Genomic DNA, 21,210 nt, shown 5'->3' with positions numbered 1-21,210 from the left:
CGCATGCCACCCATGCCGTCGACATCCCTCAAGCCAAGGAGTGGGAGATCCACCTCTACCTCACCGAGGACGAGGGCACCACGAGGGCACACGTCGTTCTGCACACCGCGACCGCCTCCCTGGCCGGCCACGGCACCGCCCGCCGCAACCCCGCCGACACCGACGTCCCGGAGATCGGCGACGAGCTGGCGGCGGGCCGCGCCATGCACGACCTCGCCCGCCGGCTGCTCGCCACGGCGGAGGAGGACATCGAGGACCAGGGCGCGTCGGAGGGCGCGGGCGTGACCTGGCCGGAGGTGGGCTGGACGATGTGACCGAGGACGGAGGGGTGCGGCGGGAGGACGCGGCGGGGGGCCGTGGATCCGCAGGGAACCGCACCCTGGTCAGCGGGAGCCGCACGGTTCAGCCCGTCGCGACCGGCCGCGGAAGGGTCTCGTACATCCGGACCGCCACCACCACACCCGAGGCTGCGGTGAGGGCGGCGACCGCCAGGACGGCGGTGGTCAGGCCGTACGCGTCGGCCAGGACACCGGCGAGGACGGCGCCCACGGCGAAGCCGCCGTCGCGCCACAGCCGGTAGACGCCGACCGCGCGGGGCCGCCAGACCGGGTGGGCCACGTCGCCGACGACGGCGAGCAGGGTCGGGTAGACGAGGGCGGTGCCGACGCCCAGCAGGACCATGGCGACCGCCCAGACGGCGAAGGAGCCGCCCGCCGCGACCACGGCGATGGCCAGAGCCTGGAGGACCATCCCGGCGGTGATGAGGTGCTTGCGGCCGACGCGGTGAGCAGCTGGCCGAAACCCCACACCGCCGGGTAGAGGGCACCGAGGATGCCGATACGGGCGACGGACAGGCCGTGCGAGGCGAAAAGCAACGGGAAGACGCCCCAGGCGAGGGCGTCGTTGAGATTGTTGACCAGACCGGCCTGGCTCGCGGCGGACAGCGCGCGGTCGCGGACGCTGGTGATCCAGGCGACCTGTCCCGTGCTGAGGTTCCGGTGGTGGTCGGGGTGGGAAGCGGGCGCGTGGGCGGCGGCCTCCAGACGGGCGTGGCCGCGGGTCTCGCGGACGACCAGGCCGGAGACGCCGAGACCCAGGGCGGCGTAGGCGATGCCGAGGAGGAACGGCTCGGGGCGCAGACCGGCGTGCGAGGCGATGGCGCCGGTGGCCATCGCGGTGGCGGCGAGGGCGACATAGCCCGCGGCCTCGTTGAAGCCCATCGCCAGGCCCCGGCGGTCCGGGCCGACCAGGTCGACCTTCATGATGACCGTGGTGGACCAGGTCAGGCCCTGGTTGATGCCGAGCAGCACATTGGCGGCGACGACCCAGCCCCAGGCGGGCGCCCAGATCAGCAGCAGCGGTACGGGCAGCGCGAACAGCCCGCCCGCGACCGGGACCGGCTTGCGGCCGTGGCGGTCGGAGAGGGTGCCCGCGAAGAAGTTGGTGACCGCCTTGGTGGCGCCGAACGCGACGATGTAGGTCAGTGCCGCCGTGTAGGCGGAGAGATGGAAGACCCGGTCGGCCAGCAGCGGCAGGACGACGCGTTCCTGGCCGAGCATGCCGCCCACCAGGGCGTTGACGGCGACGAGCAGACTGAACTGGGCCAGATTGGCGCGCAGCCCGAGCCGCCGGTCCTCCTCGGCGTCCGTCGGTCGTGCCCTGCGGGCTCGGCGGGTGACCGGCGACTCGCCGCACTGCGCGACCACCTCCACGACACCCTCGCCGGTGCCCTGCCCGGCCGCGTCCACCTCAACGGGCCGGTGCACGACCGGCTGCCGAACACGCTCAACATCAGCATCGACGGCACCGTCGGCCATGAACTTGTCGCCGCCGTCCCGCAGATCGCCGCCTCCACCGGCTCCGCCTGCCACAGCGGGAACCACACGCCCTCACCCGTGCTGCGCGCCATGGGCCTTGATGACGCCCGGGGTCTCGGCGCGCTGCGGCTGTCGCTCGGCCGCTGGACGACCCGTGCGCAGATCGACAGTGCCGCGGCCCATATCGCCGCGGCGGCCGAACTGGAGTGAACGACGGGCGAACTTCCCTATGGCTGGGGGAAGTTGGCGAAGTCGGCGGTAGGATCGGCGCGTTCCTGTGAGGTACTGGTGAACCCGGTGTCCGTTCCGGATGCCGGGAACCGTCCGGTGCCCCGGGCGCATCGGTACGGGCATGAGGCGGCCGCGTGGCCGACCGCCCTCGGACCATGGGCGGACACTGCGGCAGCGGCCGGAACGCAGGGCCATCCAGGGGGAAGAGGGGGCGGGCGGTGTCGTGACGTATGCGAGAGCACTGCGGGTGAGCGGCATGCTGGCGGCGTGCGGGACCCTGCTGCTGGGGTGCACGGACGGCTCGGACGGCGGGCGCGGCGGCAGGGCCACGGCGGCCGGGTCGGTGGCACCCTCCGCCGGCGGGAGCACCTCGGCTCCGGCCTCCGGCTCAGCCTCGGCCTCAGCCTCCGGCTCAGGCTCCGGCTCCGGCGACCCGGCGAAGCAGCCGAGGACCGCCGCGCAGGCCGAGGCACTGATCGGCAAGGTCATGGCGGGCCCAGACCTGTTCGGCACCGGGGTGCGCAAGGCGAACCCGTACGAACGCGATCCCGCGCAGATGGCGGTCCTGGGGGAGGACTGCCTGTGGCGTCTTGAGCGGCGGCCCGCGGACGTACTGGCCACGCGGACCCGCCGCTTCGAGGTGCCCGCCTCCGCGAAGAAGGGCCCGGTGCGCCTGACGGCGACGGTCACCGTGCACCGCAGCGCGCTCGACGCGTCCTGGCAGCAGGCCGGAATGCTCCAGGAGGCCCTCGCCTGCGACGAGCAGACCCAGCGGCAGGGTGAACGTCTCACAGGGCTGGTCTCCCTGTCGCTCGCCCGCGGCGAGGGCAACAACGTCAGCGCCGACGACATGCTGCTGGAGAGCGGTGAGTGCGTCAGCGACACCAACGGCGGTCCCTACCCGTACTGGTGGCAGCAGGCGCTCCAGGGCCCGGTGGTGAGCGGCACCTCGGTGTGCGGCGGCCGGGGCTGGACCGAGGCGGAGTTGAGCGCCCTGTTCGACGATGTGCTGCCCACGATGCTGCTGCGGGTGGAGAACGAGCTCGGGCTGCCGCACGACACCGGCGGCAAACGAACGAGCGCGTCGCCCGGTGCCTCCGGCACGGCGGCCACCGAGCCCGGCGCGAAGGACTCACCGAGCACGAAGGAGGGTTCGTGATGGAGCGCCTGCTTCCCACCGACCCCTCCCGCCTCGGCGGCCACCGGCTGCTCGGGCGGCTCGGCGCGGGCGGTATGGGAGTGGTGTACCTGGCCCGTTCCGCGGCCGGGGAACTCGCCGCCGTCAAGGTGATCCAGCCCGAGTTCGCCGAACAGCCCGAGTTCCGCGCCCGGTTCAACCGCGAGGCTGCCTCCGCACGCGGTGTGGACAGCCCGTGGGTGGTGCGGGTCCTGGACGCCGACACCGAGGCCCCCGCGCCCTGGCTGGCCACTGCGTTCGTACCGGGCCCGTCGCTTGCCGAGGCCGTCCTGGAGTGCGGGCCGCTCCCGCCGCGGGTCGTACGGGTGCTGGGCAAGATCCTCTCGCGGGCCCTGGAGGCCGTACACGGGACCGGACTGGTGCACCGGGACGTCAAACCCGGCAACGTCCTCCTCGCGCTGGACGGACCCCGGCTGATCGACTTCGGCGTCGCCCGGCCGATCGCCGCCGACGAGACCGAACTCACCTCCGACAGTGTGGTTGTGGGCACCCCCGGCTTCCTCGCCCCGGAACAGGCACGGGCGTTGCCGGTCGGCCCGGCGAGCGACGTGTTCTCGCTCGGCTGCGTACTGGCCTACGCGGCCACCGGACGCCCGCCGTTCGGCACCGGTGCCGCCGAGGCGCTGCTCTACCGCACCGTCCACGACCGGCCCGACCTCGCCGGGGTCGCCGACGACGAACTCCGGGACCTGTTGGAGCGGTGCCTCGCCAAGGACCCGGAGGAACGGCCCGCCCTCGCCGCGCTCGACGCCGAACTGGTGGAGGACACCCCCGCCGGATCCATCGACTGGCTCCCGGACCCGGTCGTCCGCATGGTCGCCGACCGCTCCGCGCAGATGCTCGCCCTGCCAGGCATCGAACCGACCGAGGTCTCCGGGACTCCGGACGGTGACGCCGGGCCCGGCCGCCGCCGGATGCTCGCCCTGTCCGCCGGCGGCGCGGCCCTGCTCGCCGCGGGCGGTGGCACGGCCCTGTGGGCGGTGCTGCGCGACGACGGCAAGCCGGGGAAGACGGCCACGGGCCGCACGTGGGCCGTCGGCGTCCAGGCCGACCTCAGCGGCCCCCTCAAGGACTCCGGTACCACGCAGGAGCGGGCCGTGCGGCTCGCGGTCGACCGGTTCAACGCGCGCGAGGACAAGCCGTTCACCCTCACCCTGCGCGTGATGGACGACCACGGCGACTCCGCCCGGGCCCGCACCGTCGCCCGGCAGATGGTCGCCGACCCCGATGTGCTCGCCGTCCTCGGCCCCACCGGCTACACCTCCGCACAGGGTGCCCTGGAGGTCTACGAGAGCGCAGGGATGCCGCTGCTCACCGTGTCCGAACTCTCCGTCTCCGCCGTGCAGTCGGCGCTGCTCGCCCAGCCGAAGTACTACTTCAGGGCCGCGCCGCTCGCCGCGTACGCCGCCCTCGCGACTGTGATCTCCCTCAAGGCGCAGGGCAGCCGGCGCCTGGGATTGCTGGTCGACCGGGCGGGCGGGATCACCGGCATGGAATTCGTCAACATCACCCACAGCGTGGCCGGCAACAGCTCCGCCGGCCTGTACTCCCGGGTCGTACCCGCCCTCGCGCCCGATGTGTCCGCCGTCGTACCCGACATGCTCGGCCACGGCGTCGACGGCCTCTACTACAGCGGCACCCCCGAGCGTGCCGCCGGGCTCGCCCGCACCCTGGCCGCACGGGGCTTCAAGGGACCCCGGTTCCTCGACACCCCGTCGGCCACCCCCGCGTTCCTTTCCGCCGCGGGCACCGCCGCCGACGGCTGGCAGGCCCTGGCCCCGTACCTCGACCCGGCCGACGCACGTCTGCGCCCCTTCAGCACGGCCTACCGCAAGCGCTACGGCACCGCCCCCGGCACCTGGGCGGCCGAGGCCTACGACGTCGCCGGCCTGGTCGCCGACCGGCTCACCGCGCTCGCGAAGAACGGCGGCCGCCCCAGCCGGGCCCAGCTCACCGACGCCCTCGCCAAGTCCAGGTACCAGGGGCTGGTCACCATGTACGTCTTCGACAAGGACAAGAAGCTCGTCACCCGGCTGGTGCAGCTCTACCGGGTCGAGAACGGCCGCTTCGTCCACGTCGGCCCGGTCGACCTGTCCGGCTCCTGACGGGCACGGGACAGGGCAGGACAGGACACAGCAGGACAGGGGCAGGACACGGGCGGTGGAACGGGAGCGGCGGGATGCGGGCACTGCGGGCCGAGGACCCCGAGAGCCTGGGCGGGCACCGGCTGCTCGCCCGGCTCGGCGCGGGCGGCATGGGCACGGTCTATCTGGCCCGTACGGCCGAGGGCACACCGGTCGCGCTGAAGGTGATCCGCGCAGGGTTCGCGGCCGACCCCGCCTTCCGCGCCCGGTTCCGGCGCGAGGTACGGCTGGCGACCGGGCTCACTGGCCGCTGGGTGGTCGCGGTGACCGCCGCGGACCCCGAGGCCCGCGAGCCGTGGCTGGCCACCGCGTTCGTACCGGGGCCGTCGCTGGCCGAGGCGGTGGACGCGCTCGGCCCGCTGCCCGTCGGCACCGTCGTCGCCCTCGGCGCCCGGCTGGCCGAGGCTCTGGGCGAACTGCACGCGGTGGGACTCGTGCACCGGGACGTCAAACCCGGCAACATCCTCCTCGCCCCCGACGGGCCCCGGCTCATCGACTTCGGCATCGCCAAGGACGCCGGGGTGACCGCGCTCACCGCGCAGGACGCGGTCGTCGGCACCCCCGGCTATCTGGCCCCCGAGCAGGCTCGCACCCACGGCGGCGAGCCCGGACCGGCGAGCGACATGTTCTCGCTGGGCTGTGTCCTGGTCCACGCCGCCACCGGGCGCCGCCCCTTCGGCACCGGCGAACCGGCCGCCGTGCTGTACCGCACCGTCCACGAACCCCCCGACCTCACCGGCCTCGACCGGCTCCCGCAGCCCCTGCAGGAGCTGATCACCGCCTGCCTTGCGAAGACCCCCGAGCACCGCCCCACGGCGACCGACCTCCACCGTGCGCTGACCACTGCCATCGGCCCGGAACACCGGGACGAGGGCTGTGACGGCAGCCTCCCGGATCCCGCCTCCGCCGACTGGCTGCCGCCCGCCGTGCTCCGACTCGTCGCCGAACGCTCCGCCCGCGCCCTCGACCCGCCGCCCCGCACCGAGCCGCCCGAGCGGCCCGGGACGGACGACCCACGCCGCCCGTCACGCCGTCGCCTCCTCGCGGCGGGCGGCTCCGCGGCCGCCGTACTGGCCGTGTCCGGCGGCGCGACCGCCGTCCTGCTGAACCGGCGCAACGCCACGACGGGCGGCGCCCGGAGTGGCACACCGACACACACCCTGGCCCTGCATGCGGACCTGACAGGCGCCCAGAAGACGGTGGGCCAGGCGCAGGAGCACGGCGCGCAACTCGCCGTTGCCGCCCACAACGCCCGCGAGAACGCCCCCTTCCGTCTCACCCTCTCCGTCCACGACGACCGGGGCGACGCCGACCGCGCCCGCGCCACGGCCCGTCGGCTGCTGGCGCAGCCGTCCGTCCTGGCGGTCGTCGGCCCCACCACGATCACCGGCGCCGCTGCCGCCGTACCGCTCTACTGCGCCGCGTCCCTGCCGGTGGTGCTGGTGTCGGTCGACAACGGGGCGGCGGGCCTGTCCATCAGCCGGCTGCGCTCGCTGTGCGTGACACGGGCGTCCGACGACGCACGGACCCTGCCCCTCGTCTCCTACCTCACCGTGAACCACCCCAGCCCCCGCACGGCGGTCGTCGAGGACGAGGCGGCGGGCGCCGCGTCCCGCAGCGTCAGTCGGGAACTGAGCGGTGTGCCGCCCCATGCGGGCACCGTCACCGTCCACCGGACCGCCGCGGGGACGGCCGACTTCGCCCCGGCCGTAGCCCAGGCCCTGGCCACTCACCCGCAGGCGGTCGTCTACGCAGGCACCTCACCGGCCCGCGCGGCGGCCTGCGCCCGAGCACTGGCCGCCGCCCGCTTCACCGGAGCCAAGGCCACGATCGACCCCGTGATGACCCCCGCCTTCCTCACCGCGGCCGGACAGGCCGCCGAGGGCTGGGTCTTCGGCGCCCCCTTCACCGAGCCGCAGTCGGCGACGACCAAGGCCGCCAAGGCGTTCACCGCCGCCCACCGAGCCCGCTACGGCACCCCACCCGCCCGCTGGTCCGCCGAGGCATACGACGCCGTGGGCCTGATAGCCCGCACCATCACCGCCATTGGCCCAGCCACCACCGTCACCCCCGGCCGGCTGACGGAACGCCTCTTCCGCACGAGTTACAACGGCGTGGCCAAACCCCTGACCTTCGCCCAGGACGGCACCCACCTACTGAACCCCCCGAAGACGAGCTTCCTCTACCAGGTCAAGAACAACACGTACCACTACCTGGGCCGCTACGACCAAGTCCACTGAACCAGGCGCCCTGGGTGCCCTGGCATCGCCGGGCTGGATCAGCCCACAACGCACCCGCAGCCAGAAGGCCACCCGTCCCGGGTGCCTTGGCATCGCCGACAGAACAACTCCCCAGGGGCGCGGGGAACTGCGCGACAAGCCACAACGCACCCGCAGACAGAAACCACCCGCCCCGGATGACTCGGTGTCGCCGGGCAGGACAACTCCTAGGGCGTGTTTCGAAAGTCCCGCCTGCCCTGCGACGCCTGGCACGCACTCCCCCAAGCTCTGACGAGCAGGGGGTGCCCCCGGCTGTGTTGTCGGGATCGCCCACGTACGCCCAGTACGAGGGCGACCCTCCGCCTTGCGATCGCACGCACCAGACGCCGCAGGGCCCGCCCTTCGGGCGGCCGGCGCTACTTTCGAAACACGCCCTAAGGGGCGCGGGGAACTGCGCGATCAGCCACAACGCACCCGAGGACAAACGACGACCGCCCGCCGCTCCCAGGGCCTCTACCCGACGTAAGTCGCCAGGTGCTCCCCCGTCAACGTCGAGCGCGAAGCGACAAGCTCCGCCGGCGTCCCCTCGAACACCACCCGCCCCCCGTCATGCCCCGCCCCCGGCCCGAGGTCGATGATCCAGTCCGCGTGAGCCATCACGGCCTGGTGATGCTCGATCACGATCACCGACTTCCCCGAGTCGACCAGCCGGTCCAGCAGCCCGAGCAGTTGCTCGACATCCGCGAGATGGAGACCGACCGTCGGCTCGTCGAGGACGTACACGCCCCCCTTCTCCGCCATGTGCGTCGCCAGCTTCAGCCGCTGCTGCTCACCCCCGGACAGCGTGGTGAGCGGCTGCCCGAGGCTGAGGTAGCCGAGCCCCACGTCGGCCAGCCGCCCCAGGATGCGGTGCGCGGCCGGCACATGCGCCTCACCGGCGGCGAAGAACTCCCCGGCGTCGGTCACCGACATCCCCAGCACCTCGGTGATGTCCCGCCCGCCGAACCGGTGCTCCAGCACCGACGCGTCGAACCGCTTGCCCTCGCACACCTCGCAGGTGGTGGCGACCCCGGCCATCATCGCGAGGTCGGTGTAGACGACGCCCGCGCCGTTGCAGTTGGGGCAGGCGCCCTCGGAGTTGGCGCTGAACAGCGCCGGCTTCACCCCGTTGGCCTTGGCGAACGCCTTGCGGATCGGGTCGAGCAGCCCGGTGTACGTCGCCGGATTGCTGCGCCGCGAGCCGCGGATGGCACCCTGGTCCACCGACACCACTCCGGCGCCCGCCGGGATGGACCCGTGCACCAGCGAGCTCTTCCCGGATCCGGCCACCCCGGTGATCACGGTGAGCACCCCGAGCGGGATGTCCACGTCGACCTCGCGCAGATTGTTGGTGGCCGCGGCGCGGATCTCCAGCGCCCCGGTGGGCTTGCGCACCGACTCCTTGACGGCAGCGCGGTCGTCGAAGTGCCTCCCGGTGACGGTGCCGCTGGTCCGCAGCGCCTCCACCGTGCCCTCGAAGCACACGGACCCGCCCGCCGTGCCCGCGCCGGGACCGAGATCGACCACATGGTCGGCGATCGTGATCGTCTCCGGCTTGTGCTCCACGACGAGCACCGTGTTCCCCTTGTCCCGCAGCCGCCGCAGCAGGCCGTTCATCCGCTGGATGTCGTGCGGGTGCAGACCGATGGTCGGCTCGTCGAAGACGTACGTGGTGTCGGTGAGCGAGGAGCCGAGATGGCGGATCATCTTGGTGCGCTGCGCCTCCCCGCCGGACAGCGTGCCCGAGGACCGGTCGAGCGAGAGATAGCCGAGGCCGATCTCCACGAACGAGTCCAGGGTCTCCCCGAGCGCCGTCAGCAGCGGCCCGACCGACGGCTCGTCGAGCCCGCGCACCCATTCCGCCAGGTCGCTGATCTGCATTGCGCAGGCGTCGGCGATGCTGACCCCGTCGATCTTCGAGGACCGGGCCGCTTCACTCAGCCGGGTCCCACCGCACTCCGGGCAGACACTGAACGCCATCGCCCGCTCCACGAACGCCCTGATGTGCGGCTGGAGCGCGTCGATGTCCTTGGAGAGCATCGACTTGCGGATCTTCGGGATCAGTCCCTCGTACGTCAGATTGATGCCCTCGACCTTGATCTTGGTCGGCTCCTTGTGGAGCAGGTCGTGCAGCTCCCGCTTGGTGAACTTGCGGATCGGCTTGTCCGGGTCGAAGAAGCCGCAGCCCCGGTAGATCCGGCCGTACCAGCCGTCCATGCTGTACCCGGGGATGGTCAGCGCGCCCTCGTTCAGCGACTTGCTGTCGTCGTAGAGCTGGGTCAGGTCGAAGTCGGTGACCGTGCCCCGGCCCTCGCAGCGCGGGCACATACCGCCGGTGATGCTGAAGCTGCGCCGCTCCTTGACCGTCCGCCCCGCCCGCTCGACGGTGACCGCCCCCGCCCCGCTGATCGAGGCGACGTTGAAGGAGAACGCCTTGGGCGAGCCGATGTACGGCTTGCCGAGCCGGCTGAAGAGGATGCGCAGCATCGCGTTGGCGTCGGTGGCGGTGCCGACGGTGGAGCGCGGATCGGTGCCCATCCGCTGCTGGTCGACGATGATCGCGGTGGTCAGCCCGTCGAGCACATCGACGTCGGGCCGGGCCAGCGTCGGCATGAAGCCCTGGATGAACGCGCTGTATGTCTCGTTGATCAGTCGCTGCGACTCCGCGGCGATCGTGTCGAACACCAGCGAGCTCTTGCCCGAGCCCGACACGCCGGTGAACACCGTCAGCCTGCGCTTGGGGATCTCGATGCTGACGTCCTTGAGATTGTTCTCGCGTGCCCCGTGCACACGGATCAGATCGTGGCTGTCGGCGACATGCGGGGCGATGGACGGGCTGCCCGCCCGCGTGGCCTTGGTCATGGTCTCTCCATATGTTCGGGTTCGGACAGGTCCGGGCACTGCGGGCCCGGGGGGCCGGAATTCTCGTCGGGTGCCGCCCGCGCGGCCCACGGCGGCACGGCCTCCCTCAGGGGACAGCGCGGCGCGCCGGGGTGTCACACCAGCCAGCGGCCGTCACGCATCAGTTCGCGGCCGGACAGCTCGTTCTCCTCGCGCCAGGCCAGGACACGGCGCGGGGAGACGCGGAACCAACGGTACGTCGTGGCCGAGTCACGCGGATCGAAGCCGGTGCGCTCCGCGAACCGCCCGGCGCGCTCCGGCGCCAGCGCGTCCAGCTCCAGCACCTCGACGTCGCCCTCGATCAGCGTCACGTCACGGGTGGGGCCGAGTCCCAGCCGGACCGTCCGGCCCGCCGCCAGATTGCGGCCGGTGGGGCTGGTGGCCGGGGTGGCCATCAGCAGTGTCTCGCCGTCCCAGTCGAAGGACAGCGTACGAGATACGGTGCGCCGTCCGCGGAGGCGCTGGCGACCCAGAGGTCGATGTCATGGCCGAGCCGGTGCTCGGTGTCCTGGCGCCGCCGGGCGCGGGAGCGGGCGGCGGCCATCAGCGCGGCCCGCGGTGGGCCGGGGGCGTCCGGTGCGAAAGGGTGTCCACGGCGGTCACGCTAGCCGCGGACCGGCGGCGAGCGCTTCTCGAATACTGATCGGTCTGTGACCGCCCCGCTCACCGGTCGTCCAGCGCCCCCGCGATCAGCTCGGCGAGATGCACCGCACGCCGGTCGGTGAGCTGGGCGATCTGCGTACGGCAGCTGAAGCCGTCGGCGAGGACGACCGTGTCGGGGGCCGCGTCCCGTACGGCGGGGAGCAGCACCTGCTCACCGGCGGCGACCGACACGTCGTAGTGGCCCCGCTCGAAGCCGAAGTTTCCTGCGAGCCCGCAGCAGCCCGAGTCCAGGCTGTCGTTGTCGACGCCCATGGCCGCCAGCAGCGTACGGTCCGCGCCGAAGCCCGCGGTGGCGTGCTGGTGGCAGTGGGTCTGGCTGATGCTGCGCCCGCCGACCTGAGGGGGCTGCCAGCCGGGGGTGCGGGTCAGCAGCAGCTCGGCGAGGGTGAGGGTGGCGTCGGTGAGCGCCCGGGCGTCGGTGCCGGTGCCGGTGTCGGCGTGCAGGAGGGCGGGCACATCGGTGCGGAGCGCCGCGGTGCAACTGGGCTCCAGGCCGACGACAGGGATGCCTGCCCGGACGGCAGGGCCGAGGGCCGTCACCGTGCGGCGCGCGACACGCCGGGCCACGCCGAGCTGGCCGGTGGTGATCCAGGTCAGCCCGCAGCACTGGGTGCCGTCGGGCACCTGGACGCGGTACCCGGCGTGCTCCAGGACCCGTACTCCGGCCCGCAGGACCTCCGGGGCGAAGTGGTTGCCGAACGAGTCCACCCACAGCACCACCGGCCCGCGCACCCCGTCCCCCTCGGGAGCACGGGAGCGGAACCAGTCGAGGAAGGTCCGCCGCGCGAACCGCGGCACATCACGCTCGGGAGCGATCCCGCCCAGCCGCTTGAGCAGCGGTGCGAGCGGCGAAGCGGTGACCGCGTTCACGGCGCGCGGCGCACGGGCGGCGACACGCGACAGCAGCGGCAGCCAGCCCATGCTGTAGTGCGAGGCGGGACGGATCCGTCCCTTGTAGTGGTGGTGCAGGAACTCCGACTTGTACGTCGCCACGTCCACGCCGACCGGGCAGTCCACGGAGCAGCCCTTGCAGGACAGACACAGGTCCAGCACCTCGCGGACCTCTTCGGACCGCCAGCCGCCGGTGATCAGCCCGCCCCGTGTCATCTCGTACAGCAGCCGGGCGCGGCCCCGGGTGGAGTCCTTCTCGTCGAGGGTGACCCGGTAGCTGGGGCACATCACATCGCCCCGGTGCGCGGCGCTACGGCACTTGCCGACGCCGACGCAGCGGCGGGTGGCCTTGGCGAAGTCGCCGCCGTCCTCGGCGTAGGGGAAGACCGTGGCGAGGGGGAGGGGCGCGCGGTCCGGGGTGACGCGCAGGTTGGCGTCGACCGGCAGCGGGTGCACGATCATCCCCGGGTTGAGACCGTTGTCGGGGTCCCAGACCGACTTGAACTCCTCGAACAAGGCGATGACTTCGGGCCCGTACATCAGCGGCAGCAGCTCGGAGCGGGCCTGTCCGTCGCCGTGTTCACCGGACAGCGATCCGCCGTGCTCGGCGACCAGCCGGGCGGCGTCGGTGACGAACGCACGGAAGGCGGCGGTGCCTTCGGCCGTACCGAAGCCGAAGTCGATGCGTACGTGGAGGCAGCCCTCGCCGAAATGACCGTATACGGCGCCGTGCAGCCCGTACCGTTCGAGCAGAGCTGTGAACCGGCGCAGATACGACCCCAGTCGCGCGGGCGGCACCGCCGAGTCCTCCCACCCCGGCCATGCCTCGCTGTCGTCGGGGAGCCGTGTCGCGAGACCCGCCCCGTCCTCCCGGACCCGCCACAACTGCCGTGCCCGCGCCGGATCGCCGACGATCTCGCCCCCGGTGAACCCGGCGGCGCGTCCGGCCGCACTCACCAACGCCCGGGCCTGCTCAGGGGGTTCACCGTCGTCTCCACCCAATTCCGCGAACAGCCAGGCCCGGGCGGCGGGCAGGGTGTCGATGGCCGCGCGGGTCTCGGGCCGGGTGACGATGTCCGTCAGTGCCTGGTCCAGCCCCTCCAGGGCAAGCGGCCGGTGCGCCAGCAGTGCGGGTACGGCGTCGGCGGCGGCCCCCGCGTCACGGAACCCGAGGACCACCAACACCCGTGCGGGCGGGGGCGGCACGAGCCGTACCGTCGCCGACAGGACGACGCCCAGCGTGCCCTCGCCGCCGACGAATGCCCGCGCCAGATCGAACCGGCGCTCGGGCAGCAGATGTTCGAGACCGTAGCCGGACACCTGACGCGGGAACCGCCCCAACTCCGTGCGGATCAGCGCCAGATGATCCTCCGCGAGTCGGTGCAGCGCGCCGATGATCCGGCCCCGCTCACCGCCCTCGGCGACGGCCGCGTCGATCTCGTCCCGCGTCATCGCGCCCAGACGCAGCACCGTCCCGCGGTAGGTGACGACCTCCAGTTCTTCGACATTGTCCGCTGTCCGTCCCCAGGCCAGCGAATGCGTCCCGCACGCGTTGTTGCCGATCATGCCGCCCAGCGTGCAGCGGCTGTGGGTGGAGGGATCCGCCCCGAACACCAGACCGTGCGCGGCCGCCGCCGACTGGAGGTCGTCCAGGACGATGCCCGGTTCCACCGTCGCCGTACGGGCCTCGGGGTCCAGGGCGAGCAGCCGGTTGAAGTACCGGGAGAAGTCGAGCACGACACCCGCGCCGACCGCCTGCCCCGAGGTGCTGGTGCCCGCCCCGCGCGAGGTGACCGGCACGCCCAGCCGACGGCACACGGCGAGCGCGCCGAGCACATGCCGTCGTTCACGGGGGAAGACCACGGCGAGGGGGACCTGCCGGTAGTTCGAGGCGTCGGCGGCGTACTGCGCCCTGCGCCCCGCGTCGCCCGCGACCTCCCCGCAGCCGCCCCGGCGGAGGGCCTCGGCCACGTCGGCCGGGCCGGGGGCACCGGCACCCTGCGCGGTCGCGGTCACCGGGCTCGTTCCCTCGCCGTCGCGGTCACGGTGCTCGCTCCTCCACGGTCGCGGTCACGGGTTTGGAAGAATATGTGACATGGCGCCGTGACGCCGGACGCCGTGGCGTGCCGTGCCCGCCGTACCGCCGTTCGTACGTGCGGGGCGCCTGCCGCACACCTTGGGGAGGAACCGATGGCGGAGGTCCCGATCGACGCGGTCAGGCCGATGAAACCCGCGGCCAGTCTGCGGGAGAGGGTGGAGCAGGCGATAGCCGCCGCGATCGTCTCCGGCGAGATGCCGCCGGGACAGCTGTACTCGGCGCCCACGCTGGCCGCCCGGTTCGAGGTGTCGGCGACCCCGGTGCGCGAGGCGATGCTCAACCTGGAGAAGCGCGGCTTCGTCGAGACCGTACGGAACAAGGGGTTCCGGGTGACCGGCGTCAGCGAGCGCGAGCTGCGGGAGATCGTCGAGGTGCGCTGCATGCTGGAGCCGCCCGCGTTGCGTGACCTCGCGAGCCGCTTCGACGGCGCCCGGACACCGGCCCTGCGCGGCCTCGCCGACGCCATCGTCGACGGTGCGCGGCGCGGCGAGCTGGGCGCGTATCTGGCGGCCGACACGGCGTTCCATCTGGCCCTGCTGGAGATGCACGGCAACACCCGGCTGACGCGGATCGCGGCCGAGCTGCGCTCCCAGACCCGGCTGACCGGGCTGGCCGAGCTGGTCGGCACCCGGGAGCTCATCGAGTCGGCCGAGGAGCACCACGCGCTGCTCGACCTGCTGTGCGCCGGTGACGGGGCGGCGGCCGAGGCGCTGACCGCACGGCACATCGGCCATGTCCTCGGCTGGTGGGCGGGGCGGCCGGAGCGGTAGCGAGCCTGTTGCCGACCTCCGGCGGGCACCGGGTGCGCTGCGGGGCACTCTTGTGATGCCCAGTGAGGTGTGACATTTTACTGACGGATCGGCTCTGTGGCGGCGGAGGTGAGACCCCTTGAACAGCACTCCCGATGTGGTGGTCGTAGGGGCGGGCATCATCGGTGCCGCCGTCGCCCTGGCGCTGGCCGTGGCCGGTGCCCGGGTCACCGTGCTGGACCGGGGCCCCGCGAACACGGGCACCACGGCGAGCGGCGAGGGCAACCTCCTGCTCTCCGACAAGGCCCCGGGCCCTGAACTGATCCTGGCCCAGCGCTCCCTGCACCTCTGGCGGAACCTGGCCACCGAGCTGGCCGACGAACTCGGAGCAGGCTTCCCGTCCCCTGAGTACGAGCCCAAGGGCGGTATCGTCGCCGCGGCCACAGCGGCCGACGCCGACGGGCTGCTGGCCTTCGCCGCCGCCCAGCGCGACGCGGGCGTCACCGCCGTAGAACTGACCCCACGGCAGGCCCTCGGCCTCGAACCCCACCTCAACCCCGCGATCGCGGCGGCCGTCCACTATCCGCAGGACGCCCAGGTACAGCCTGTCGCCGCCGCCGAGGCGCTGCTCGCCTCCGCCCGTCGGCACGGCGCGGTCGTACGTATCGGAGCCGAGGTCACCGGCCCGCTGACGGCGGGCGGACGCCTCACCGGAGTGCTCACCGACGCCGGACCGGTGCCCGCCGGACAGGTGGTCGTGGCGGCCGGACCCTGGTCCGGGGAGGTGGCCGCCCGGCTGGGTGTGAACCTGCCCATCCAGCCCCGCCGGGGCATGGTCCTGGTCACCACCCGGATGCCGCACCGCGTCCGCCACAAGGTCTACGACGCGGACTACGTGGGTGCCGTCGAGGCGGGCGATGCGGGACTGCGCACGTCCAGCGTCGTCGAGAGCACCGCCGCAGGGACCGTCCTGATCGGATCCTCCCGCGAGCGGGTCGGCTTCGACGACCGGCTGCGTGTGGACGTCCTGCGCCAACTGGCCGCCAAGGCCGTCGCGTTGTTCCCCTTCCTGGCCTCGGCGGCGGTCATGCGGACGTACGGCGGGTTCCGCCCCTATCTGCCGGACCATCTGCCGGTGATCGGCCCCGACCCCCGGCTGCCCGGCCTGTGGCACGCGACCGGGCACGAAGGCGCCGGCATCGGACTTGCCCCGGCCACCGGGGAGTTGCTCGCCGCGCTGCTGCTCGGCCGCCCACCCGCCCTGGACCCCGCGCCGTACGCCCCGGGCAGGTTCGCTCTGAACCCGAGCGCGGAGGTGGGGCGATGACGTCCTTCGCCGTACCCCCGGACCGGGATCCGGCGCAGCCCACCGGGCACTCCGGCCTGGTGGAGATCACCTTCGACGGCCGTCCGCTGACCGGGATCGCCGGGCAGACCATCGCCTGCATCGCCCTGGCCGCAGGGATCACCGCATGGCGGCGTACCTCGCGCGAGGGCCGTCCGCGTGGGGTGTTCTGCGGGATCGGGGTGTGCTTCGACTGCCTGGTCACCGTCAACGGCGTCCGCGATGTGCGGGCCTGCCGGCGGCGGGCGGAGCAGGGCGACGTGGTCACCGTCCAGCACGACGCCCTGCCCGTGCCGGTGGACAGGGAGGAGGACAGGGATGGTGGGTGAGGCAGGTGAGGTGCATGACGTGCGTGAGGTGCTGGTCGTGGGCGCGGGTCCCGCGGGTCTCGCCGCCGCCGTGCAGGCCCGGGCCGCGGGCGTGCGGGTGGTGCTGCTCGACGCCGAGGACGACATGGGCGGTCAGTACTGGCGCCACCTGCCTCCCGGGCGCCCGGCCGCCCGGGAGGAGGTGCTGCACCACGGATGGCACCGCTTCGAGCGGCTGCGGCAGCGGCTGACCGCCGACCCTGGCTGCCGGGTGCTGACCGGTGCGCAGGTGTGGGCGCTGGAGCGGGGTGGTACGACCGGTGCGGCGACGGTGCATGTGCTGAGCGGCCCGGCCGACGGGGTGCGGCGTACGGCGGAGACGTTCACGCCGGACGCGCTGGTGCTGGCCACCGGGGCGCACGACCGGACTCTGCCCTTCCCGGGCTGGGATCTGCCCGGGGTGTTCACTGCCGGTGCCGCGCAGGCCCTCGTCAAGGGGGAGCGGGTCGCGGTGGGGCGACGGGTGCTGGTGGCCGGGGCCGGTCCGTTCCTGTTGCCGGTCGCGGCGTCGCTGACGCAGACGGGGGCGGCGGTGGTCGCCGTACTGGAGGCCGCAGGGCCCGCGCGACTGGCACGCGGCTGGCTGCCGAGGCCCTGGCGGCTGCTCGGCGCCGCGGGCAAGGCCGCCGAACTCGCCGGATACGTCGGCGGGTTGGTGCGGCACCGCATCCCGTACCGGACCGGCTGGGCCGTGACCGCGGCCCACGGGAAGGACCGGGTCACCGCGGTCACCGTGGCCCGCGTGGACGAGGAGTGGGCTCCGCTGCCGGGCACCGAGCGGCGTCTCGCCGTGGACGCGGTGTGCGTCACCCACGGCTTCACCCCGCGCCTCGAACTGGCGCTGGCGGCGGGCTGCGCGCTCACCGCGGACCGGGTGGTCGCCGTGGACGAGGGCGGGCGTACGTCGGTGCCCGGCGTCTGGGCGGCGGGGGAGATCACCGGGATCGGCGGTGCGGACCTCGCCCTGGCCGAGGGCGCGCTGGCCGGCCACTGCGCGGCCGGGGGCGACCCGGCCGACCCGGCCGTACGTGGCGCCCGTTCCCGGAGACGGCGGCTCACCGCCTTCGCCGCCCGCATCGAGGCGGCGCACGGCATCCGGCCCGGCTGGACGGGGTGGCTGGAGGACAGCACGGTGGTGTGCCGCTGCGAGGAAGTCACCGTGGGCACGCTGAGAGCGGTCACCGGGGCAACGGCCTCGCAGGGGCTGCGCGCGCTGAAGCTCAGCACCCGTGCCGGGCTGGGCATCTGCCAGGGGAGGATGTGCGGGCGCACGGTGGAACAGTTGCTGGCCCACCATGCTCCGGGCGGTGCGCTGCTGGGCGACACGACGACCGACCGACGGCCGATCGTGATGCCGGTGCGGCTGGGGGAGTTGGCGGGAGCGGCGTCGGCGCCGGAATCGGCCGAGGGGGCCGAGGAGACCAACTCTGCCGTCCCACCCGGTCCGCCCGTCCCACCCGGTCCGCCCGTCCCACCTGGTCCGCCCGTCCCACCTGGTCCGCCCGTCCCACCCGGTCCGCCCGACCCGGCCAGTTCGCCCGACCCGTCCAGCCCAGCCACGCCCCCGGTGTGATGCCACCTTGGCCAAGGCCCGCCCACATCCAGCCCTGAGCCCCCCGGTCCGCCCGCGCACATTCCCCGTCGCCCCGAAAGGACCCGCCCCACCATGACCGCCCCCGTCCGCAACCTCCGTGGCGTGATCGTCGCCACCGCCCTTCCGTACCGTGAGGACCCCGCCGCCCCCGCCGGACTGGCCGTCGACTACGACCGTTACGCCGAGCACTGCGACTGGCTGATCTCCAACGGCTGTCGCGGGGTCGGCCCGAACGGCTCGCTCGGCGAGTACTCCTCCCTCACCGACGCCGAGCGCCGCAAGGTGGTGCAGGTCGCCGTCGAGGCCGTGGGCGACCGGGGCGTCGTGGTCGCCGGGGTGCATGCCCCCGGCTGGCACCAGGCGCGCCGCTGGGCGGAGTTGGCGGCGGAGGACGGCGCGTACGGCGTTCTCGCCCTGCCTCCGACGATGTACCGCGCGACCACCTCCCAACTCGTCGAGCACTACACGCAGATCGCCGCGGCGGGCCTGCCGGTGATGGCGTACAACAACCCGGTCGACACCAAGGTCGACCTCACCCCGCCGCTCGTCGCCGAACTGGCCGCGATCGAAGGGGTGGTGGCGGTCAAGGAGTTCAGCGGTGATGTGCGACGGGCCTTCGAGATCGCGGAGTTGTGCGACATCGGTGTGATCGCGGGCGCCGACGACGTGATGATGGAGCTGATGCTGGACGGCGCCGTGGGGTGGTTCGCGGGTTTCCCGAACGCGTTCCCGGCCGAATCGGCCGAACTCTACGACCTGTTGACGACCGGCCGCCACGCCGAGGCCCGCGACCTCTACCGACGCCTCGTCGCGCTCTTCCGCTGGGACTCGCGCACCGAGTTCGTGCAGGCCATCAAACTGTGCATGGACATCGCCGGACGCTACGGCGGCCCGTGCCGCCCGCCCCGCGGACCGCTCACCCCCGACCACGAGAAGACGATCCGCGCCCAGATGCGGCAGGCGATGGACGCACTGTCGGCCCGCGAGCCGAAGGACGGGTGACCCGCGATGCGCAGCGCACGTCTCTATTCGGCGGTCGACTCGCACACCGAGGGCATGCCCACCCGGGTCGTCACCGGCGGCCTGGGCGTCGTCCCGGGCGCCACGATGAACGAGAAGCGGCTGTACTTCATCCGACACCTGGACCATGTCCGCCGGTTGCTGGTGAACGAACCGCGCGGGCACGCCGCCATGAGCGGTGCGATCCTCCAGCCCCCGACCCGTCCGGACGCCGATGTCGGGGTGCTGTTCATCGAGGTCTCCGGCTGTCTGCCGATGTGCGGGCACGGCACGATCGGCGTGGCCACGGTCCTCGTCGAGACGGGCATGGTCGAGGTGGCGGAGCCGGTGACCACGATCCGGCTGGACACGCCCGCCGGGCTGGTCACGGCCCGCGTCCGGGTCAGTGACGGGCACGCGGAGGCGGTGACGCTGGAGAACGTGCCGTCGTACTGCGTACGGCTCGACGAGCAGGTGGACGTGCCCGGACTCGGCCGTGTGCCGTACTCGCTGGCCTTCGGCGGCAACTTCTACGCGATGGTCGACCTGGACGCCGTACACCTGCCCTTCGACCGCGCCCGCAAGGACGACATCCTGCACGCGGGCCTGGCGATCATGCGGGCGGTCAACGAGCAGGCGCCGCCGAAGCACCCGGAGATCGAGGGCGTGGACCACTGCCACCACGTCGAGTTCATCGCCCCCGGCTCCGACGCCCGCCACTCCCGGCACGCCATGGCCATCCACCCGGGCTGGTTCGACCGCTCCCCGTGCGGCACGGGCACCTCGGCGCGAATGGCGGAACTGTGGGCGCGCGGTGAACTGCCCCTGGACCAGGACTTCGTGAACGAGTCCTTCATCGGCACCCGCTTCATCGGCCGCCTGGTCGAGGAGACCACGGTGGCCGGCCTTCCCGCGGTGATCCCCACGATCACCGGCCGGGCCTGGGTGACCGCGACGGCTCAGTACCTCCTTGACCCGACCGACCCGTTCCAGGAGGGCTTCGCATTCTGAGCGATCTCTGATCCCGCCGTCTCCGGACATCCCTGCTTGGCAGATGGAAACCGATCGGTTTACTCTAAGTGGAAACCGATCGGTTTCCTGGGCGGTGTCGCCCCTCCGTGCATCTGGAACTCTGGAGATGACCATGACCATGACCGCGATCAAGAACTCCGTCGTCCTTGTCACCGGCGGAAGCCGTGGGATAGGAAAGGCGCTGGTCGAGGAGGCGTACGAACGTGGCGCTCGCAAGGTCTACGCGACCGCCCGCGACCCGCGCACCGTGACCCACCCGGACGCTGTCCCGCTCGCGCTGGAGGTGACGGACCCCGGCTCGGTGGCCGCGGCTGCCGCGCAGGCGCAGGACGTAACCGTCCTGATCAACAACGCGGGCCTCGCCACCGGAGCGCGCTTCCTGACATCCCCGCTCGACGACATGCGCCGTGAGTTCGAGACCAACTTCTACGGACCGCTCCTGCTGACCCGCGCGTTCGTGCCGGTCATCGAGGCCAACGGCGGCGGCCACATCCTCAATGTGCACTCCGTGCTGTCCTGGCTGGCCGACGGCAGCAGCTACAGCGCCTCCAAGTCCGCATTCTGGGCCCAGACGAACGCCCTGCGACTGGAGCTGCGCCCGCGCGGCATCGCTGTGACGGGACTGCACATGGCGTTCGTCGACACCGACATGACGGCGGGCATCGACGCCCCGAAGTCCAGCCCGCGGGACATCGCCGCGGCGGCGCTGGACGGCGTCGAGTCGGGCGCGCACGAGGTCCTGGCCGACGACATCACCCGCCAGGTCAAGAACGCCCTGTCGGCAGACCTGACCGCCCTCTACCAGCAGCTGGCCGCAATGACCGCCCCGTAACCCGATGTAACCCAATGCGGCCCGATGTGAACCGACAGCAACCAACGTAAACCGATCGTTCTCCACGTCGGCCGGAAGGAAGCTAGCCTC

General features: G+C 72.9%; 15 protein-coding genes and 2 pseudogenes. 12 read left to right on the top strand and 5 right to left on the bottom strand.

Annotated elements, in window-relative coordinates:
- Positions 1-23 precede the first annotated feature (23 nt).
- The gene (locus ACSYGN_RS01990; RefSeq protein WP_460403171.1) at positions 24-314 is read left to right on the top strand and encodes a DUF1876 domain-containing protein; all 291 of its coding nucleotides are present in this window, start codon (positions 24-26) and stop codon (positions 312-314) included.
- A gap of 88 nt (positions 315-402) precedes the next feature.
- Here ACSYGN_RS01990 and ACSYGN_RS01985 read toward each other — a convergent pair whose 3' ends face one another.
- On the bottom strand, positions 403-750 hold the full coding sequence (locus ACSYGN_RS01985) for an MFS transporter (protein ID WP_460391145.1): 348 nt from the start codon (positions 748-750) through the stop codon (positions 403-405).
- Positions 751-836: 86 nt separating this feature from the next.
- A pseudogene (locus tag ACSYGN_RS01980) lies at positions 837-1,559 on the bottom strand (MFS transporter); the annotation flags it as partial.
- A gap of 201 nt (positions 1,560-1,760) precedes the next feature.
- Between ACSYGN_RS01980 and ACSYGN_RS01975 the strand changes: the two are divergent.
- From ACSYGN_RS01975 to ACSYGN_RS01960, 4 genes are all read left to right on the top strand, one after another.
- Positions 1,761-2,027 carry a hypothetical protein gene (locus tag ACSYGN_RS01975; RefSeq protein WP_460391143.1) on the top strand — a complete coding sequence of 89 codons (267 nt, stop codon included), beginning with the start codon at positions 1,761-1,763 and terminating at the stop codon, positions 2,025-2,027.
- A 244-nt stretch (positions 2,028-2,271) separates the two neighbouring features.
- Positions 2,272-3,207 (top strand): hypothetical protein, encoded by a 936-nt coding sequence (locus tag ACSYGN_RS01970; protein ID WP_460391141.1) that lies wholly within the window; start codon positions 2,272-2,274, stop codon positions 3,205-3,207.
- Positions 3,207-5,351 carry a bifunctional serine/threonine-protein kinase/ABC transporter substrate-binding protein gene (locus tag ACSYGN_RS01965; RefSeq protein WP_460391139.1) on the top strand — a complete coding sequence of 715 codons (2,145 nt, stop codon included), beginning with the start codon at positions 3,207-3,209 and terminating at the stop codon, positions 5,349-5,351. Before ACSYGN_RS01970 ends, ACSYGN_RS01965 begins: the two co-directional genes overlap by 1 nt.
- Before the next feature lie 74 nt (positions 5,352-5,425).
- Positions 5,426-7,630, top strand: a complete 2,205-nt coding sequence (locus ACSYGN_RS01960; protein WP_460391137.1) for a bifunctional serine/threonine-protein kinase/ABC transporter substrate-binding protein — start codon at positions 5,426-5,428, stop codon at positions 7,628-7,630.
- A gap of 492 nt (positions 7,631-8,122) precedes the next feature.
- Here ACSYGN_RS01960 and ACSYGN_RS01955 read toward each other — a convergent pair whose 3' ends face one another.
- From ACSYGN_RS01955 to ACSYGN_RS01945, 3 genes and pseudogenes are all read right to left on the bottom strand, one after another.
- The gene (locus ACSYGN_RS01955; protein ID WP_460391135.1) at positions 8,123-10,510 is read right to left on the bottom strand and encodes an ATP-binding cassette domain-containing protein; all 2,388 of its coding nucleotides are present in this window, start codon (positions 10,508-10,510) and stop codon (positions 8,123-8,125) included.
- A gap of 134 nt (positions 10,511-10,644) precedes the next feature.
- Positions 10,645-11,093, bottom strand: a pseudogene (locus ACSYGN_RS01950) (pyridoxamine 5'-phosphate oxidase family protein).
- Between the two features lie 119 nt (positions 11,094-11,212).
- Positions 11,213-14,119, bottom strand: coding sequence for an FAD-binding and (Fe-S)-binding domain-containing protein (locus ACSYGN_RS01945; RefSeq protein ID WP_460391133.1), 2,907 nt, complete (start codon positions 14,117-14,119; stop codon positions 11,213-11,215).
- Positions 14,120-14,293: 174 nt separating this feature from the next.
- Here ACSYGN_RS01945 and ACSYGN_RS01940 point away from each other — a divergent pair, with 174 nt between their 5' ends.
- The 7 genes from ACSYGN_RS01940 to ACSYGN_RS01910 all read left to right on the top strand — a co-directional run bounded on the left by ACSYGN_RS01940 (position 14,294) and on the right by ACSYGN_RS01910 (position 21,120).
- The gene (locus ACSYGN_RS01940; RefSeq protein ID WP_460391131.1) at positions 14,294-14,971 is read left to right on the top strand and encodes a GntR family transcriptional regulator; all 678 of its coding nucleotides are present in this window, start codon (positions 14,294-14,296) and stop codon (positions 14,969-14,971) included.
- A 118-nt stretch (positions 14,972-15,089) separates the two neighbouring features.
- Positions 15,090-16,277 carry an NAD(P)/FAD-dependent oxidoreductase gene (locus ACSYGN_RS01935; RefSeq protein WP_460391129.1) on the top strand — a complete coding sequence of 396 codons (1,188 nt, stop codon included), beginning with the start codon at positions 15,090-15,092 and terminating at the stop codon, positions 16,275-16,277.
- A complete protein-coding gene (locus ACSYGN_RS01930) occupies positions 16,274-16,624 on the top strand; it encodes a (2Fe-2S)-binding protein (RefSeq protein ID WP_460391127.1) in 351 nt (116 codons plus the stop codon). Before ACSYGN_RS01935 ends, ACSYGN_RS01930 begins: the two co-directional genes overlap by 4 nt.
- Complete coding sequence (locus ACSYGN_RS01925; RefSeq protein WP_460391125.1) at positions 16,614-18,236, top strand: FAD/NAD(P)-dependent oxidoreductase; 1,623 nt, start codon at positions 16,614-16,616, stop codon at positions 18,234-18,236. The genes ACSYGN_RS01930 and ACSYGN_RS01925 overlap by 11 nt, the downstream gene beginning before the upstream one ends.
- Positions 18,237-18,329: 93 nt before the next feature.
- Complete coding sequence (locus ACSYGN_RS01920) at positions 18,330-19,259, top strand: dihydrodipicolinate synthase family protein (RefSeq protein ID WP_460391123.1); 930 nt, start codon at positions 18,330-18,332, stop codon at positions 19,257-19,259.
- A gap of 6 nt (positions 19,260-19,265) precedes the next feature.
- On the top strand, positions 19,266-20,267 hold the full coding sequence (locus tag ACSYGN_RS01915; RefSeq protein ID WP_460391121.1) for a proline racemase family protein: 1,002 nt from the start codon (positions 19,266-19,268) through the stop codon (positions 20,265-20,267).
- Between the two features lie 139 nt (positions 20,268-20,406).
- Complete coding sequence (locus ACSYGN_RS01910; RefSeq protein WP_460403169.1) at positions 20,407-21,120, top strand: SDR family oxidoreductase; 714 nt, start codon at positions 20,407-20,409, stop codon at positions 21,118-21,120.
- The last annotated feature ends 90 nt before the right edge of the window (positions 21,121-21,210 follow it).

The sequence above is a fragment of the Streptomyces sp. YIM S03343 genome (genome assembly GCF_054729195.1).
Note: the sequence above shows the minus strand (reverse complement) of the source record. Positions and strands in the feature narration are given on the sequence as shown.

Coding starts and splice junctions, on each gene's coding strand:
- ACSYGN_RS01985 (WP_460391145.1), bottom strand. CDS start 750: ATGGTCCTCCAGGCTCTGGCCATCGCCGTGGTCGCGGCGGGCGGCTCC.
- ACSYGN_RS01965 (WP_460391139.1), top strand. CDS start 3,207: ATGGAGCGCCTGCTTCCCACCGACCCCTCCCGCCTCGGCGGCCACCGG.
- ACSYGN_RS01960 (WP_460391137.1), top strand. CDS start 5,426: ATGCGGGCACTGCGGGCCGAGGACCCCGAGAGCCTGGGCGGGCACCGG.
- ACSYGN_RS01955 (WP_460391135.1), bottom strand. CDS start 10,510: ATGACCAAGGCCACGCGGGCGGGCAGCCCGTCCATCGCCCCGCATGTC.
- ACSYGN_RS01940 (WP_460391131.1), top strand. CDS start 14,294: ATGGCGGAGGTCCCGATCGACGCGGTCAGGCCGATGAAACCCGCGGCC.
- ACSYGN_RS01930 (WP_460391127.1), top strand. CDS start 16,274: ATGACGTCCTTCGCCGTACCCCCGGACCGGGATCCGGCGCAGCCCACC.
- ACSYGN_RS01925 (WP_460391125.1), top strand. CDS start 16,614: ATGGTGGGTGAGGCAGGTGAGGTGCATGACGTGCGTGAGGTGCTGGTC.
- ACSYGN_RS01920 (WP_460391123.1), top strand. CDS start 18,330: ATGACCGCCCCCGTCCGCAACCTCCGTGGCGTGATCGTCGCCACCGCC.
- ACSYGN_RS01915 (WP_460391121.1), top strand. CDS start 19,266: ATGCGCAGCGCACGTCTCTATTCGGCGGTCGACTCGCACACCGAGGGC.
- ACSYGN_RS01910 (WP_460403169.1), top strand. CDS start 20,407: ATGACCGCGATCAAGAACTCCGTCGTCCTTGTCACCGGCGGAAGCCGT.